The organism is Nocardioides sp. GCM10028917, from assembly GCF_042666175.1.
Lineage (GTDB): Bacteria > Actinomycetota > Actinomycetes > Propionibacteriales > Nocardioidaceae > Nocardioides.
Genome location: NZ_JBHTFL010000007.1, coordinates 713671 through 728418, shown reverse-complemented (window position 1 = coordinate 728418; position 14748 = coordinate 713671). Strand labels below are relative to the sequence as shown.

Sequence of the window (14748 nt, the reverse complement as noted above, 5' to 3'; positions counted from 1 at the left end):
CATGTTCCTGGCGACCAGAACCTGTCTCACTCACCGCTCGGAGGCCGGCTCAGTCGTCCTCGCCCTGGAAGACGACCTCGCGCTTGCGGCGTACGGACGGCAGCACCGCGACCACGATGATCAGCGCGGCGAGGATCAGCAGCGACGCGGAGATCGGCCGGGTCATGAAGACCGTCGGGTCGCCCCGGCTGATGATCATCGCGCGGCGGAGGTTCTCCTCCAGCAGCGGCCCGAGCACGAAGGCGAGCAGCAGCGGCGCGGCCTCACAGCCCCACCGGATGAGGAAGTAGCCCACGACACCGGCCCCCGCGATGGCGAAGACGTCCCACGAGTTGAGCCCGAGGGAGTAGCAGCCGATCGAGGCGAACGCGATGATCGCCGGGAACATCACCTCGTAGGGGACCGACAGCATCTTCACCCAGACGCCGATGAGCGGCAGGTTGAGCATGACCAGCAGCAGGTTGCCCACCCACATCGAGGCGATCAGGCCCCATACCAGCTCGGGCTCGTCGTTGATGACGTTGGGCCCTGGGGTGATGCCCTGGATGATGAAGGCGCCGACGAGCAGCGCCATGACCGGGTGCGCCGGCAGCCCGAGCGACAGCAGCGGGATGAACGACGTCTGCGCCGCTGCGTTGTTCGCCGACTCCGGCGCCGCGACACCCTCGATGACGCCGGTGCCGAACTTCTTCGGGTCCTTCGACAGGTTCTTCTCCACCGAGTACGACGTGAAGCTGGCCAGCACGTGCCCGCCGCCGGGCAGCACCCCGAGCACCGATCCCAGCGCCGTGCCCCGCAGGACCGGGTTGCGGATGCGCCGGAAGTCGTCCTTGCTCAGCCAGAGCCCCTCGACCTTCTTCGTCACGATCGCGGCGGACTGCCGCGACTCGAGGTTGCGGATGATCTCCGCCACGCCGAACAGCCCGACCGCGAGCGACACGAAGTCCAGGCCGCCGTAGAGCTCGCGGACCCCGAAGGTGAAGCGCGGGACGCCGGTGAACTGGTCCTGCCCGATCGTGCCGAGCAGCAGGCCGAGGACGATCATCGCGAGCGCCTTGACCGTCGAGCCGCTGGCGAGTGCGACGCTCGCGATGAGGCCGAGGACGACGATCGCGAAGTAGTCAGCCGGCCCGAACTGCAGCGCCAGCTCCGCCAGCGGTGGGGCGAAGGCGGCGAGGACGATCGTGCCCACGGTCCCGGCGAAGAACGATCCGAGGGCCGCCGTCGCAAGGGCTGGCCCGGCCCGCCCCTGCCGGGCCATCTGGTGGCCGTCGAGGGCCGTCACCACCGAGGACGACTCGCCCGGCAGGTTGAGCAGGATGGCCGTCGTCGAGCCGCCGTACTGCGCGCCGTAGTAGATGCCGGCGAGCATGATCAGCGAGGCGACCGCGTCGAACTCGAAGGTGATCGGGAGCAGCAGCGCCACGGTCGCGGTCGGCCCGATGCCGGGCAGCACGCCCACCGCTGTGCCGAGGGTGACCCCGAGCAGGCAGATGAGGATGTTGGAGGGCTGGAGCGCCGTCTCGAGGCCGAGGAGGATGCCGTCCACGTCAGCCCCCCAGCCACTCGCCGAGCACCGGTAGCCGGAGCTGCAGCAGCGCGACGAAGACGACGAGGCACAGAGCGGTGATGCCCGCTGAGGTCAGGGCGGCCTTGAGGGGACTGGTGCCGTGCCCGGCCATCGCGGCGATGAAGGTCGTCACGAACAGCGTCGGACCGAGACCGAGGCCCGGCACGAAGAACCCGAAGAACAGGATCGCCGCGACAAGCAGGCCACCGCGACGCCACGGGACGGGCGGTCGTACGACGTCGCGGATCACCGGGTCGCCGCCGCGGAACGCCATCACGAGGACGAGCAGCCCCAGGACGACCAGCATGCCCCCGAGCGCCAGCGGGACGTAGCCCGAGCCCATCCGCAACGCCGATCCGACGTCGTACCGCGAGCCCCCGATCGCGAACGCGAGGCCGAACAGGATGAACGTGCTTCCCGCCAGGAGGTCCGGCCGGAACGGCGCCGGGCGGTGCCCGGCGCCGTCCGCGAGGGAGGAGTCGGTGCTCATCCGCCGGTGACTCCGGACTCCTCGATGATCGGCGTCCACAGGTCGATCTGCTCCTCCAGCTTGGCCGTGTGGGCGTCCGGGGTCACGTCCTCGGTCGGGACGGGGGTGGTGCCGAGGTCGGCCATCTTGTCGATGACGTCCTGGTCCTTCAGTGCCACCTCGAGAGCCGCGGTCAGCTTCTCGACGATCTCGTCGGGCGTCTCGGCCGGGACGTAGAGGCCGTGCCACACGCCGACCTCGACCTCGGGCCAGCCCGCCTCGGCGGTCGTCGGCAGGTCCGGCAGCGCCTCGATCGGTTCCGGGTTGGTGACGGCGTACGCCTTGATGTCACCGGACTGGATCTGCGCGACGGTGTTGGTGGTCTGGTCGCACATGAAGTCGACCTGGCCACCGACGAGGTCGGTCAGCGCAGGTCCGGTGCCGTCGTAGGGCACCTCGGTGAGGTCCACGCCGAGCTGCTGCTCGATGAGGAGGCCGCAGAGCTGCGAGGCCGCGCCGACTCCGGCGTTGGCGAGGGTGACCGTGTCGGCGTTCTCCTCGACGTAGGTCCCGAGCTCCTCGAGCGTCTCGGGCTCGAAGTCGCTGCGGGCGACGATCGTCATCGGGACGTCGGTGACCAGGCCGACGGTCTTGAAGTCCTCCAGCGGGTCGTACGCCAGGTCGGGGTAGAGGGCGGGGGCCGTCGACATGCCGATGTGGTGGATCAGCACCTCGTAGCCGTCGGGGTCGGCGTCGGCGACCTGGCCGGCCGCGACGGTGCCACCGGCGCCCTCGACGTTCTGGACGACGATCTCTCCGCCGAGCTCCTCGGCCATCGGCTCGGCGATGAGGCGGGTGACGGTGTCGGTCGGTCCGCCGGCTGCGAACGGCACCACGAAGGTGATGTCGTCGTCGGGGTAGTCCGCCGGGTCGGCCTCGCCGCCGCCGCACGCGGCGAGCGTCAACAGCGACAGGCAGGCGAGGGTGGCCAGGGGGGTGCGCCGGTGCATGGGAGCTCCTTCGTCGGGGGGTGTGTCCTCCGTCACACTCTCCACCCGCGGGCCCCGGGTCACCGTTGTGCACCTTGTGTTCACGGCCCGCCGTTGGTCGAGGAGGGACGAAGTCCCGTCACGAGACCGGGTCTCGTGACAGGCGCCAGCGCGCCTTCCTCGACCAGCGGGGTGAGGGCACCGTCCTCGACCAGCGACCTCAGGCGACGGAGGAGCGGAACCCCCGCAGCCGGAGGCTGTTGGTCACGACGAACACGCTGGAGAACGCCATCGCGGCGCCGGCGAGCATCGGGTTGAGGAGGCCGGCGGCGGCGAGGGGGAGCGCGGCGACGTTGTAGGCGAAGGCCCAGAAGAGGTTGCCCTTGATCGTGCCCAGCGTGCGGCGCGAGAGCCGGATGGCGTCGACGGCGACGAGCAGGTCGCCGCGCACGAGGGTCAGGTCGCCGGCCTCGATGGCCACGTCGGTGCCGGTGCCCATCGACAGCCCGAGGTCGGCCTGCGCGAGGGCGGCGGCGTCGTTCACCCCGTCGCCCACCATCGCGACGACCTTGCCGGCCGCCTGGAGCCGCTGCACCTCGGCGACCTTGTCCGCGGGGAGCACGTCGGCCACGACCGTCCCGATGCCGACCTGCTCGGCGACCTGGCGGGCGGCGGCCTCGTTGTCGCCGGTGAGCAGGATCGGGGTCAGGCCGAGGTCGCGCAGCGCGGCGACGGCCCGCGCGGACGTCGGCTTCACGGTGTCCCCGACGACGATGACGCCCCTCGCCCGCCCGTCCCAGCCGACGGCGACGGCCGTGCGGCCCTCGGCCTGCGCGCGCTGGACGGCGGCGTCCAGCGACGGCGGGAGGTGCTGCGCCCAGTCGGCCAGCAGGCTCGGCCGGCCGACGACGACCGCGTGACCCTCGACGACGCCCTGGACGCCCAGGCCCTCGCGGTTCGCGAAGTCCTCGACGACCGGCAGCTGGGGACGTGGCGGACGGTTCCCGGGCTCGGTCACGTGCGCGGCGTCCTCGGACACCCCGGCCGACACGCCGGCGGCGGCGATCGCGCGGCCGATCGGGTGCTCGGACGCCGACTCGAGCGCGGCTGCGAGGCGTCGTACGTCGTCGACGGACTCGCCCTCGGCGACCACCACGTCGTGGACGGTCATCTCGCCGGTGGTCACGGTGCCGGTCTTGTCGAGAACGATCGTGTCCACGCGCCGGGTCGACTCGAGGACCTCGGGGCCCTTGATGAGGATGCCGAGCTGGGCGCCGCGGCCGGTGCCGACCATCAGCGCCGTCGGCGTCGCCAGGCCGAGGGCGCAGGGGCAGGCGATGATCAGGACGGCGACCGCGGCGGTGAAGGCCGCCGTGGCGCCCGCCCCGGCGCCGAGCCAGAAGCCCAGGGTCGCGACGGACAGGCCGATGACGATCGGCACGAAGACGCCGGACACGCGGTCGGCGAGGCGCTGCACCTCGGCCTTGCCGTTCTGCGCGTCCTCGACCAGTCGGGCCATCTGCGCGAGCTGCGTGTCGGCGCCGACGCGGGTGGCGCGGACGACGAGCCGGCCGCCCGCGTTGACGGTGGCGCCCACGACGGCGTCGCCGGGCTTGACCTCCACCGGCACCGACTCGCCGGTGAGCATCGAGGCGTCGACCGCCGAGCTGCCCTCGACGACCTCGCCGTCGGTGGCGACCTTCTCACCGGGGCGTACGACGAACAGGTCGCCCACCGCGAGCTGGTCGACGGGGATCCGGGTCTCGTGCCCGTCGCGCAGCACCGCCACGTCGCGGACGCCGAGCTCGAGCAGTGCCCGGAGCGCCGCGCCCGCACGCCGCTTGGAGCGGTGCTCCAGCCAGCGTCCGGCGAGGAGGAACGTCGTCACCCCGGCCGCGGCCTCGAGGTAGATGTTGGCCGCGCCGTCGGTGCGGTCGATCGAGATCCGGAACGGGTGGGTCATCCCGGGCTCGCCGGCGGTGCCGAGGAACAGCGCCCACAGCGACCAGCCGAACGCCGCCAGGACGCCGACCGACACGAGCGTGTCCATCGTCGTCGCGCCGTGGCGCAGGTTGGTCCACGCCGCGCGGTGGAAGGGCCACGCGCCCCACACCACGACGGGGGCGGCCAGGGCGAGCGAGGCCCACTGCCAGTAGGTGAACTGCCAGGCCGGGACCATCGCCATCGCGACGACCGGGATGCTGAGGGCGGTGCTCACGAGCAGCCGCTGCAGCAGCGGGTCGCGTTCCGGCTCGGCGGCGGCGACCTCGTCGGGCGGCGTCGGCAGCGCGGCGGCGTAGCCCGCGGCCTCGACGGTCCGCAGCAGGTCGTCGGTGGAGACGGTGGCGGGGAAGGAGACCTTCGCCTTCTCGGTGGCGTAGTTGACGGTGGCCGAGACGCCGTCGAGCTTGTTGAGCTTGCGCTCGATGCGGTTGGCGCACGACGCGCACGTCATGCCGGTGATCGCCAGCTCGACGTCGCCCAGGGGCTGGACCTCAGTGGTCATGGTCGCCTCCCTCGGCGTGGTCGGAGCCGTCGGCGGCGTCGCTCGACGGCGCTCCGCCCGACGCGACGGTGAACGCCGCCGTGTGCACCTGGCCGCGGTGCTGGAAGTCCAGGAACAGGCGGTACGTCGCCGGCTCGGGGAACGCCGTCGCGAAGTCGACGCCCGGACCGGGCGGCCCCTCCTCCGGGTGGACGTGGAGGTAACCCAGGTCGCCGGCACGCATGGCGACGAGGTGGCCGTAGGCGCCGAGGTAGGGCTCGAGGTCGGTGACCGGCTCGCCGTCGAGCTCGACGCGCGTCGTCAGGACGGTCGACGCCCCCGGCGCGGTGTCGCCCTCCAGCGTGACGGTGTAGGTGCCGGCGTCGGTCCCGACCGTCGCGACCCGGTCGTCGGCGGGCAGGGCCGCGGGCGTGAAGTCGCCGGCGACCGACACGTCGTCGGCCAGGGTGATGCCCTCCCAGCCCGCGGGCACGAGGTCGGCGACCACGCGCCAGACACCAGGCGTGAGCCGCACGTCCACCGACCAGGTGCCGGTGCTGCGGTCGAGGCGTGGGTGCACGTGCTGGAAGCCGGTCAGGTCACGGCGTACGACGATGAGGTGCAGGTCCTTCTCGTGCTCGCGCGTGTAGTCGAGCAGGGGACGCCCGCTGGAGGTGAAGACCTGGAAGTCGAGGCGGGTGCGCCCGGCGGCCGGCGTACGGTCGGCGAGCGCGAGGGCGAAGCCGTCGGCGCGGGCCGTGAGCCCGGTCGCCTCCGCGACGGCGGAGGAGTGGTCGTCGTGCGACCCGCTCTCGTCGCCGCCATCGCCTCCGTGGGTCGCGGCGCCCTCGTGCGCGACGGGCTGGGTGTCGACCGGGCCGACGAGCCGTCCGCCGCCCCACGCCAGGACGAACGCGACGGCCAGGGCCGACACGAACGCGAGGACACGCAGCGGCGTGCTCATGGTCGGGCTCCTCTCCTGGTGGAACGGCTTGTCAGACGACCGCGTAGCCGGCCTCCTCGACGGCGGCGCGGACGGCCGACGCGTCGAGGGGGGTCGCGCTGGTGACGGTGACGGCGCCGGTCTCGACGACGACGTCGACGTCCTCGACGCCCGCGATCTCGGAGATCTCCTCGGTGACCGATGCGGCGCAGTGGCCGCAGGTCATGCCGGTGACGGTGTAGGTGGTGGTCTCGCTCATGGGGTGCTCCTGGGAACGGAAAGAGGGAACGGGGGAAGGGGGTCAGGACTTCACGAGGCGGGCGATGGCCTCGGAGGCCTCCTTGAGCTTCAGCTCCTGCTCCTCGCCGCCCTGGCGTGCGGCGTCGACGAGGCAGTGGGCCATGTGGTCGTCGAGCAGCGAGAGCGCGAGCGCCTGGAGGGCCTTCGTCGCCGCGGACACCTGGGTGAGGATGTCGATGCAGTACTTCTCCTCCTCGACCATCCGCTGGATGCCGCGGACCTGCCCCTCGATCCGGCGGAGGCGCTTGAGGTGCGCCTGGACGGCTTCGTCGTTGCCCTCGAGGTGGCCGTGCTGATCGCTCATGGGTGCAAAGATACCCCTAGGGGGTATCCGGATCAAGCCGAGGCCCACCCGAGAGGGTGTAAATGGTCGTGCTGGCACCACCCGTGCGCATGAGTCGCACCCCTCCGGGCTACTGTCGCCGGTGACGGTCGGGGGGTCGTCGGGAGATGGATGTTCCGTCTCTCCGAGACGATCCCTAGGACGACCAGATGATGAGCATGGACATCCGTGTCGCGCTGCTGGGCGGCGACGAGCTCGTGAGGCGTGGCCTCGACAGCATGCTGAAGACGCTCGGCGGCTTCGAGCTCGGGACGATCAAGGACCGCTCGCGCCTGCCCATCGACATCGCGCTGGTCGAGACGTTCGGGACGGCGCGGGGGGACACCACGCTGCAGCGGGCGGTCAGCGACCCGCACATCCGCCGGGTCGCGGTCTACACCTGGAACCACCAGCCCGGCCTGGCCCACGAGCCGCTCGGCAACGGTGTCACCGGCTACCTGGCCAAGAGCCTCAACGCCCAGCAGCTCGGTCGCGCCCTGCGAGCGATCCACCTCGGCGAGACCGTCGTCGCCCCGCTCCTGCCGGTGCTGCCGACCAAGGACCTGCGCTCGACCACCCAGATCGACTTCCTCACCGCCCGGGAGCGCGAGACCCTCGCCCACATCGCCACCGGCAAGAGCAACGACGACATCGCGCGACAGATGCAGATCTCGCTCAACTCCGTGAAGTCCTACATCCGCAGCGCCTACCGCAAGACCGGCGTCCAGAGCCGCAGCCAGGCGGTGCTCTGGGCCGTCTCGCACGGTCTGGCGGCGGAGGCCTTCGAGCGCGTCTGACCCCTTCGGCTACCCGGCGTTCGCCGGCGCCGGGGCCGCGGGACGTACGCCTGACGCGCTCGGCCACTCGCCGCGGCTGATCAGCACCTCCCGCAGCAGGTCGGGGCGGTCCGTGATGACGCCGTCGACGCCCATGTCGAGCAGCGCCCGCATCGTGGCCGGGTCGTCGACCGTCCACACGACCACCCGGATGCCGAGCTCGTGGGCGCGCCGGATCACCCGCTCGGAGTGCACGGGGAGCCGTCCGAGCCGGATCGGCACGTGCGCGAACGCGCCGCCCGCGAGGACGTCGGCCCGCAGTCCTGGAGGGCGTACGCCGCCGCGCGAGCAGGCGATGAGCGTGGTGAGCGAGCGCCAGCCGAGCGCCGTCGTCACGCCGGGCGCCTCGTCGCGGAGACGGTCCAGCCAGCGGGACCACGCCCCCGCCACGAGGACCCGTTCCGCCCACCCGGGGTTGGCCCGCAGCAGCCGTGCCATCGCCCCGATCGACGCCTCGTCCTTGAGGTCGATCGCGAACCTCGCGGCCGGGAAGGACGCCATGGCCTCGACCAGCGTCGGGATCCGGTCGGTGCCCCCGACGCGCAGCCGGCGCAGGTCGGCCAGGTCCAGGTCGGCGACGCGTCCCGGATGAGCGGTGACCCGGCGGAGCGTGGGGTCGTGGAAGCACACGACGTGGCCGTCGCGGGTGGTGCGGACGTCGGTCTCGAGATGGGTCAGGCCCAGCGCGGTGGCCCGCCCGAAGGCGGCGAGCGTGTTCTCGGGGGCGAGCCCCATGCCGCCGCGGTGGGCGATGGCGAGCGGTCCGGTGTGGTCGCCGTAGCTGGTCACGCGCCCAGCATGTGCCGGTCCGTGGACCCTGTCGCGCCGGGAGGCCGCGTGCGGGCGAGTGTTCACCGAGGCTTCGCACCCGCGCCCGGAGGACGTCGTACGACGTCCCCCGGGCGCTCACTCCGTGGGTGGGATCAGGTGCGGTAGCCGCCGAGCAGCTCGGCCAGGCGCAGGTGCGGCTGTGCCTCGTCCTTGAGGCCCTTGCGCTGCAGGGCGCGGCCGACCAGGAGGTGGGCGTAGGGCTCGTTGGGGTCGTGCTCGAGCAGCTCGGTCGCGACCCGGATGGTGCCGTCGAGCTGGGCCGAGTGGAACAGCGAGCGCGCCAGCAGCAGGCGTACGTCGGTGAGCTCGTGCCGCACGTCACCGGGGTCGTCGAGCAGCTCGGCCAGCAGGACCGCCGCCTCGCGGTAGGCGCGCTCCTCGAAGAGCGCCTGGGCACGCAGCCAGCGGTCGTGGGTGGTGTCCTCGAGCAGCCCCGCGTGTCCGCGCAGCAGGTCCTCGAAGGGCGTGAAGTCGGTCATCGTCGCTCCTCTCGCGTGCCAGATGTCAGCGCATGACATCGATGGTGCCTCGCCCAACGTCCCGGACGTGGGAGGCATTCCACGGGCGCGGCGCCGACGCGGAATACTGGGCGAGGCAGTCCCGTTGGAGGTGGTACAAACTTCAACCAATCGCAGGAGGACCCCATGCAGTTCGGCATCTTCAGCGTCGGTGACGTCACGACGGACCCGACCGACGGACGTACCCCGTCCGAGGCCGAGCGCATCTCGGCGATGACGCAGTACGCCCTCAAGGCCGAGGAGGTGGGCCTCGACGTCTTCGCGACGGGCGAGCACCACAACCCGCCGTTCGTCGTGTCGTCCCCGACCACCCACCTCGGCTTCATCGCCGCGCAGACCCAGAAGCTGCTGCTCTCCACGAGCACGACGCTGATCACCACCAACGACCCGGTGAAGATCGCCGAGGACTACGCGTTCCTGCAGCACCTGTCCGGCGGTCGCGTCGACCTGATGATGGGCCGCGGCAACACCGGCCCGGTCTACCCGTGGTTCGGCAAGGACATCCGCGACGGCATCAAGCTCGCGGTCGAGAACTACCACCTGCTGCGCAAGCTCTGGCGCGAGCCGGTCGTCAACTGGCAGGGCCAGTTCCGCACGCCGCTGCAGGGCTACACCTCGACGCCCGCGCCGCTCGACGGCACGCCGCCCTTCGTGTGGCACGGGTCGATCCGCAGCACCGAGATCGCCGAGCAGGCGGCCTACTACGGTGACGGCTTCTTCCACAACCACATCTTCTGGAACAAGGAGCACACCGAGCAGATGGTGAAGCTCTACCGCCGCCGCTTCGAGCACTACGGCCACGGCGCCGCCGATCAGGCCTACGTCGGTCTGGGCGGCCAGGCCTTCATGGCCTCCACCGAGGCCGAGGCCAAGCGCGTCTTCCGGCCCTACTTCGACAACGCCCCGGTCTACGGCCACGGGCCGTCGATGGAGGACTTCACCGAGATGACGCCGCTGACCGTCGGCACCCCCGAGCAGGTCATCGAGCGCACCCTCGGCTTCGCCGACTACGTGGGCGACTACCAGCGGCAGCTGTTCCTCATGGACCACGCCGGCCTGCCCACCTCGCTGGTGCTCGAGCAGATCGAGATGCTCGGGACCGAGGTCGTGCCGGTGCTGCGCACGGAGTTCGAGCGCCGTCGCCCGGCCCACGTGCCCAGCGACCCACCCACCCACGCGTCCCTCGTGGCGGCCGGCCCCGACGCCCCGCACCACCTCGTCGAGCCCGCCCGGGCCCGCGCGGAGGAGCTCGCCCAGCAGGCCGAGGCCGTGTCGGTCGAGGCGCAGGCATGAGCGAGCGGAGCGAGCGAATGATTCAACACAGTGCCCCTTGTGCCTCGTGCGCGCACGGAGCGAAGCGAGTACGCGCATGAGCAATCGCATCGTCGTGGTGACGGCGGGGCTGACCGTCCCGTCGTCCACCCGGCTCCTGGCCGACCAGCTCGCCGAGGCGACGACCACGCAGGTCACCGCCCGCGGCGAGTCCGCGGAGACCGAGTTCATCGAGCTGCGCGAGGTGGCCGGCGAGCTGGCCACCTTCATGGTCACCGGTGGCATCCCGACGCCGCGGCTGACCGAGCTGCGCGAGCAGGTCGCCGCGGCCGACGGGCTGATCGTGGTCACGCCGGTCTTCAACGGCAGCTACAGCGGGCTGTTCAAGATGTTCTTCGACGCCCTCGACAAGGACTCGCTGGCCGGTACGCCGGTGCTGATCGCCGCGGCCGCCGGCAGTGCCCGGCACTCGCTGGTCCTCGACCACGCGCTGCGGCCGCTGTTCGCCTACCTCCGCGCGGTCGTCGTACCCACCGGCATCTTCGCCGCGACCGAGGACTTCGGCAGCCACGGCCTCTCCGACCGGATCACCCGCGCCGCGGCCGAGCTCGCCGCGCTGGTGCTCAGCCAGGGCGGCTACGGCGTCGGCGGGTTCGCGCCCGACCTCGCGGCGCGCCCGCGGCGTACGTCCGGCACGCAGGTCGCGGCCGACGTGACGCCGTTCGGCGACCTGCTCCGGGGACACGCCGGCACCGAGTGAGACCGGGCGGGATCCTGGAGGCGTCGGGTCCGCGGCCCACGGGTCCCTCGGGGTGAGCCGGGCTGCCGAGGCACGCGCCTAGCGTCGAGGACGACCTCCTCGGACTCCCGCATGACCTCTCGGAAGGACGTGCCCATGGCACGCAGGACGACCACGTCGCAGGACCGGACCGGCGAGGGCGGCGAGCTCCACCAGGCGCCGACCAGGGGCCAGGTGATGACCACCGCCCAGGGCGTCCCGATGGGCGACGACCAGAACTCGCTGCGGGCCGGTGAGCGGGGACCGACCCTGCTCGAGGACTTCGCGATGCGGGAGAAGATCTTCCACTTCGACCACGAGCGGATCCCGGAGCGGGTCGTCCACGCCCGCGGCTACGGCGCGCACGGCTACCTCGAGTGCCTCGACCCGGTCACCGACCTGACTCGGGCGGCGCCGTTCGCACGGAAGGGCAAGCGCACGGAGGCGTTCGTCCGCTTCTCCACCGTCGCCGGCAACCTCGGGTCCTTCGACCTCGCCCGCGACGTGCGCGGCTTCGCGGTGAAGCTCTACACCGACGAGGGCAACTGGGACATCGTCGGCAACAACATCCCGGTCTTCTTCATCCAGGACGCGATGAAGTTCCCCGACCTCGTCCACGCGGTCAAGGAGGAGCAGGACCGCGGCTGGCCGCAGGCACAGAGCGCCCACGACACCTTCTGGGACTTCATCTCCCTGATGCCGGAGTCGACCCACATGACCCTGTGGCAGATGTCGGACCGGGCCATCCCGCGCTCGTTCCGCTTCATGGAGGGCTTCGGCGTCCACACCTTCCGCTTCGTCAACGCCGCCGGCGAGTCGACGTTCGTGAAGTTCCACTGGAAGCCGCGGCAGGGCCTGCAGTCGGTGGTGTGGAACGAGGCGGTCAAGATCAACGGCGCCGACCCAGACTTCCACCGGCGCGACCTCTACGCCGCGATCGAGGCCGGCGACTTCCCCCAGTGGGACCTCGGCGTGCAGGTCTTCGACGAGGCGTTCGCCGAGGAGTTCGAGTTCGACGTCCTCGACGCGACCAAGATCATCCCGGAGGAGCAGGTGCCGGTGCGCACCATCGCGCGGCTGACCCTGGACCGGGTGGCCAGCAACGTCTTCGCGGAGACCGAGCAGGTCGCCTTCTGCACGCAGAACGTCGTGCCGGGCATCGACTTCAGTGACGACCCGCTGCTCCAGGGCCGCAACTTCTCCTACCTCGACACCCAGCTCAAGCGGCTCGGCAGCCCCAACTTCACGCAGATCCCGATCAACGCGCCGCGCTGCCCGGTCGCGCACTTCCAGCGCGACGGCCACATGCAGATGTCGCGTCAGGAGGGGCGCGCCAACTACGAGCCCAACTCCCTCGGCGGCGACGACCGGGGCCCGCGCGCCGACGTCGACAACGGCTTCACCACCGTGCCGCGCGAGGAGGGCGGGCAGGTGCGTCGCGTCCGCTCGGAGACCTTCGCCGACCACTACAGCCAGGCGCGCCAGTTCTGGATCAGCCAGACCGACGTCGAGCAGCGGCACATCGTCGCGGCGTACGCCTTCGAGCTCGGCAAGTGCGAGCTGCCGGCCATCCGCACCCGCATGCTCGGCAACCTGCGCAACGTCCACGAGGACCTCGCGAAGGGAGTCGCCGACGAGCTGGGCATGCCGCTGCCGGAGGCGAACCCGGCGGCCGTCGAGCCGCGTACCGACCTGCCCGAGTCGGCCGCGCTCAGCATCCTGCTCAACGGCCCGGACTCGTTCGCCGGCCGCAAGCTGGGCGTGCTCGTGACCGCCGGGTCCGACGGCGCGCTGGTCAAGGCGCTCGAGGACGCGTTCACGGCGGCCGGCGCCCTCGTCGAGTACGTCGCTCCTGCCGCCGGCCCGCTGAAGCTCAAGGGCGGGCGGAAGCTGGTCCCCGACCACGCGGTCGTCGGTGCGCCGTCGGTGCTGTTCGACGCGGTGGCGGTCGTGCCCTCCGCCGACGGCGCGCAGCAGCTCGCGGCGCGCAAGACGGCCCGCGACTTCGTCGACGACGCGTTCGCCCACCAGAAGTTCCTCGGGTGGTCGCCCGACGCGCAGGCGCTCCTCGATGCTGCGGGCGTGACGCCGGACGACGGCTGCCCGGAGCTCACGGCCGCCTCGGTGACCGACTTCCTCGAGCTGTGTGCGGCGCTGCGCCACTGGGAACGACCCGTCCAGGACTGACGGACGCGATCGGCGTGCCCACGTGGACCCACCCCTGGGGCGGTAACCGGCTGTGACACCGCCCCTCGGGTGTGCTGGGCGGCCGGGACGGGTGGTTACGTCGAGTGTTCGGCACAACCGAGACCCACCACCTGGGAGGGAACCATGAGTGACACAGTGTGGAGCTACCGCGACACCACGTGGAGCCAGGACAAGGACCTCATCGGCTACGACGTCGAGGCGACCGACGGGTCGATCGGCAAGATCGACGAGGCCAGCAACGAAGCCAGTGGACAGTGGCTGGTCGTGGACACCGGCTTCTGGATCTTCGGCAAGAAGCGGCTCGTCCCGGCCGGCGCCGTCACCGGCATCGACCACGAGGGCAAGACCGTGATGGTCAACCTCAGCAAGGACCAGATCAAGTCCGCCCCCGACTACGACAAGGACGACTGGAACGACGACTCCCGCGGTCGTCACACGGACTACTACACGCCGTACTCCAGCCGCTGACCCCAGCGCACCCCCGCGCCGACGCCCCGGACGACACGCTCGTCCGGGGCGTCGCGTGCCCCGTCGCGCGTCTTCCCCGGCCCGCGCGGCGTCACTAGGTTGGGTGGTGCACCCAGATCCCCCACCAGGAGGCGAGCGCGATGCCCGTCCTGCTCAACCCGTACCTCAACTTCCCCGACGGCAAGGCCCGTGAGGCGCTGGAGTTCTACGCCTCCGTGCTCGGCGGGGAGCCGTCCATCATGACCTTCGGTGACATGGGCACCGAAGGACCCCTCGCCGAGCAGGTGATGCACGGCCAGCTCGAGACGCCCGACGGGTTCACGCTGATGGGCGCCGACGCGCCGCCCGAGTTCGTGCAGGTCACCTTCGGCGACAACGTCTCGGTCAGCATCGCCGGAGACGACGACGAGAGGATGAGGCGCTGGTTCGACGAGCTCAGCGAGGGTGCCCAGGCCGTCACCACGCCGCTCGACAAGCAGCCCTGGGGTGACGTCTTCGGGTCCTTCAAGGACCGCTACGGCATCAGCTGGCTGTTCAACATCGCCGGCGACGCCGCGTCCTGACGCGTGCCCGACCTCGTCGCCGCGCACCCCGAGGGGCTCCCGCCCGAGCTCGTCGCCGTCCACGGCCAGGACGTCCGCGAGTGCCGTCGGCTCTGGGACGTGGCGCGCACCCGCTGACCGCCGGTCAGGCCGCGGCCCTACCCGGCCCCTCGATTCGCCCGTCCGTGTCGGCGTCGGGTGGTTTGATGGCCGCGCC

Annotated in this window: 15 protein-coding genes; 6 read left to right on the top strand and 9 right to left on the bottom strand. The window is 71.6% G+C overall.

The genetic code is table 11. From position 1 onward, the window contains the following. Positions 1-49 precede the first annotated feature (49 nt). From ACFQW6_RS12865 to ACFQW6_RS12835, 7 genes are all read right to left on the bottom strand, one after another. Positions 50-1549, bottom strand: a complete 1500-nt coding sequence (locus ACFQW6_RS12865; protein WP_378545581.1) for a tripartite tricarboxylate transporter permease — start codon at positions 1547-1549, stop codon at positions 50-52. Position 1550: 1 nt separating this feature from the next. Further along, the gene (locus tag ACFQW6_RS12860) at positions 1551-2060 is read right to left on the bottom strand and encodes a tripartite tricarboxylate transporter TctB family protein (protein ID WP_378545578.1); all 510 of its coding nucleotides are present in this window, start codon (positions 2058-2060) and stop codon (positions 1551-1553) included. Continuing rightward, a complete protein-coding gene (locus tag ACFQW6_RS12855; protein ID WP_378545575.1) occupies positions 2057-3049 on the bottom strand; it encodes a tripartite tricarboxylate transporter substrate-binding protein in 993 nt (330 codons plus the stop codon). The genes ACFQW6_RS12860 and ACFQW6_RS12855 overlap by 4 nt, the downstream gene beginning before the upstream one ends. A gap of 199 nt (positions 3050-3248) precedes the next feature. Continuing rightward, on the bottom strand, positions 3249-5534 hold the full coding sequence (locus ACFQW6_RS12850; protein ID WP_378545572.1) for a heavy metal translocating P-type ATPase: 2286 nt from the start codon (positions 5532-5534) through the stop codon (positions 3249-3251). Beyond that, positions 5524-6477 (bottom strand): hypothetical protein, encoded by a 954-nt coding sequence (locus ACFQW6_RS12845; RefSeq protein ID WP_378545569.1) that lies wholly within the window; start codon positions 6475-6477, stop codon positions 5524-5526. The genes ACFQW6_RS12850 and ACFQW6_RS12845 overlap by 11 nt, the downstream gene beginning before the upstream one ends. Before the next feature lie 31 nt (positions 6478-6508). Next, complete coding sequence (locus ACFQW6_RS12840; protein WP_378545566.1) at positions 6509-6715, bottom strand: heavy-metal-associated domain-containing protein; 207 nt, start codon at positions 6713-6715, stop codon at positions 6509-6511. A 42-nt stretch (positions 6716-6757) separates the two neighbouring features. Continuing rightward, positions 6758-7060, bottom strand: coding sequence for a metal-sensitive transcriptional regulator (locus ACFQW6_RS12835; protein ID WP_378545563.1), 303 nt, complete (start codon positions 7058-7060; stop codon positions 6758-6760). 188 nt (positions 7061-7248) lie between these two features. Between ACFQW6_RS12835 and ACFQW6_RS12830 the strand changes: the two genes are divergently transcribed. Beyond that, the gene (locus ACFQW6_RS12830; RefSeq protein ID WP_378545560.1) at positions 7249-7875 is read left to right on the top strand and encodes a LuxR C-terminal-related transcriptional regulator; all 627 of its coding nucleotides are present in this window, start codon (positions 7249-7251) and stop codon (positions 7873-7875) included. A 9-nt stretch (positions 7876-7884) separates the two neighbouring features. Here the strand turns inward: ACFQW6_RS12830 and ACFQW6_RS12825 are convergent, their stop codons facing one another. Together ACFQW6_RS12825 and ACFQW6_RS12820 are read right to left on the bottom strand one after the other, a co-directional pair. After that, positions 7885-8703 (bottom strand): glycerophosphodiester phosphodiesterase family protein, encoded by an 819-nt coding sequence (locus tag ACFQW6_RS12825; protein ID WP_378545557.1) that lies wholly within the window; start codon positions 8701-8703, stop codon positions 7885-7887. Positions 8704-8837: 134 nt separating this feature from the next. Continuing rightward, positions 8838-9224: a tetratricopeptide repeat protein gene (locus ACFQW6_RS12820; protein WP_378545554.1), complete on the bottom strand. Its 387-nt coding sequence runs from the start codon at positions 9222-9224 to the stop codon at positions 8838-8840. Between the two features lie 165 nt (positions 9225-9389). On the opposite strand from ACFQW6_RS12820, the gene ACFQW6_RS12815 reads away from it, so the two are divergent. The 5 genes from ACFQW6_RS12815 to ACFQW6_RS12795 all read left to right on the top strand — a co-directional run bounded on the left by ACFQW6_RS12815 (position 9390) and on the right by ACFQW6_RS12795 (position 14552). Continuing rightward, entirely contained in the window at positions 9390-10556 is a 1167-nt protein-coding gene (locus tag ACFQW6_RS12815) for an LLM class flavin-dependent oxidoreductase (RefSeq protein WP_378545551.1), read from the top strand. Positions 10557-10632: 76 nt separating this feature from the next. Then, positions 10633-11295, top strand: coding sequence for an FMN reductase (locus ACFQW6_RS12810; RefSeq protein WP_378545548.1), 663 nt, complete (start codon positions 10633-10635; stop codon positions 11293-11295). A 135-nt stretch (positions 11296-11430) separates the two neighbouring features. After that, a complete protein-coding gene (locus ACFQW6_RS12805) occupies positions 11431-13500 on the top strand; it encodes a catalase (protein ID WP_378545545.1) in 2070 nt (689 codons plus the stop codon). Between the two features lie 144 nt (positions 13501-13644). After that, a complete protein-coding gene (locus tag ACFQW6_RS12800) occupies positions 13645-13989 on the top strand; it encodes a PRC-barrel domain-containing protein (RefSeq protein WP_378545542.1) in 345 nt (114 codons plus the stop codon). 140 nt (positions 13990-14129) lie between these two features. Next, entirely contained in the window at positions 14130-14552 is a 423-nt protein-coding gene (locus ACFQW6_RS12795; protein WP_378545539.1) for a VOC family protein, read from the top strand. Positions 14553-14748 lie beyond the last annotated feature (196 nt).

Coding starts and splice junctions, on each gene's coding strand:
- ACFQW6_RS12860 (WP_378545578.1), bottom strand. CDS start 2,060: ATGAGCACCGACTCCTCCCTCGCGGACGGCGCCGGGCACCGCCCGGCG.
- ACFQW6_RS12855 (WP_378545575.1), bottom strand. CDS start 3,049: ATGCACCGGCGCACCCCCCTGGCCACCCTCGCCTGCCTGTCGCTGTTG.
- ACFQW6_RS12850 (WP_378545572.1), bottom strand. CDS start 5,534: ATGACCACTGAGGTCCAGCCCCTGGGCGACGTCGAGCTGGCGATCACC.
- ACFQW6_RS12845 (WP_378545569.1), bottom strand. CDS start 6,477: ATGAGCACGCCGCTGCGTGTCCTCGCGTTCGTGTCGGCCCTGGCCGTC.
- ACFQW6_RS12840 (WP_378545566.1), bottom strand. CDS start 6,715: ATGAGCGAGACCACCACCTACACCGTCACCGGCATGACCTGCGGCCAC.
- ACFQW6_RS12835 (WP_378545563.1), bottom strand. CDS start 7,060: ATGAGCGATCAGCACGGCCACCTCGAGGGCAACGACGAAGCCGTCCAG.
- ACFQW6_RS12830 (WP_378545560.1), top strand. CDS start 7,249: ATGATGAGCATGGACATCCGTGTCGCGCTGCTGGGCGGCGACGAGCTC.
- ACFQW6_RS12820 (WP_378545554.1), bottom strand. CDS start 9,224: ATGACCGACTTCACGCCCTTCGAGGACCTGCTGCGCGGACACGCGGGG.
- ACFQW6_RS12815 (WP_378545551.1), top strand. CDS start 9,390: ATGCAGTTCGGCATCTTCAGCGTCGGTGACGTCACGACGGACCCGACC.
- ACFQW6_RS12810 (WP_378545548.1), top strand. CDS start 10,633: ATGAGCAATCGCATCGTCGTGGTGACGGCGGGGCTGACCGTCCCGTCG.
- ACFQW6_RS12805 (WP_378545545.1), top strand. CDS start 11,431: ATGGCACGCAGGACGACCACGTCGCAGGACCGGACCGGCGAGGGCGGC.
- ACFQW6_RS12800 (WP_378545542.1), top strand. CDS start 13,645: ATGAGTGACACAGTGTGGAGCTACCGCGACACCACGTGGAGCCAGGAC.
- ACFQW6_RS12795 (WP_378545539.1), top strand. CDS start 14,130: ATGCCCGTCCTGCTCAACCCGTACCTCAACTTCCCCGACGGCAAGGCC.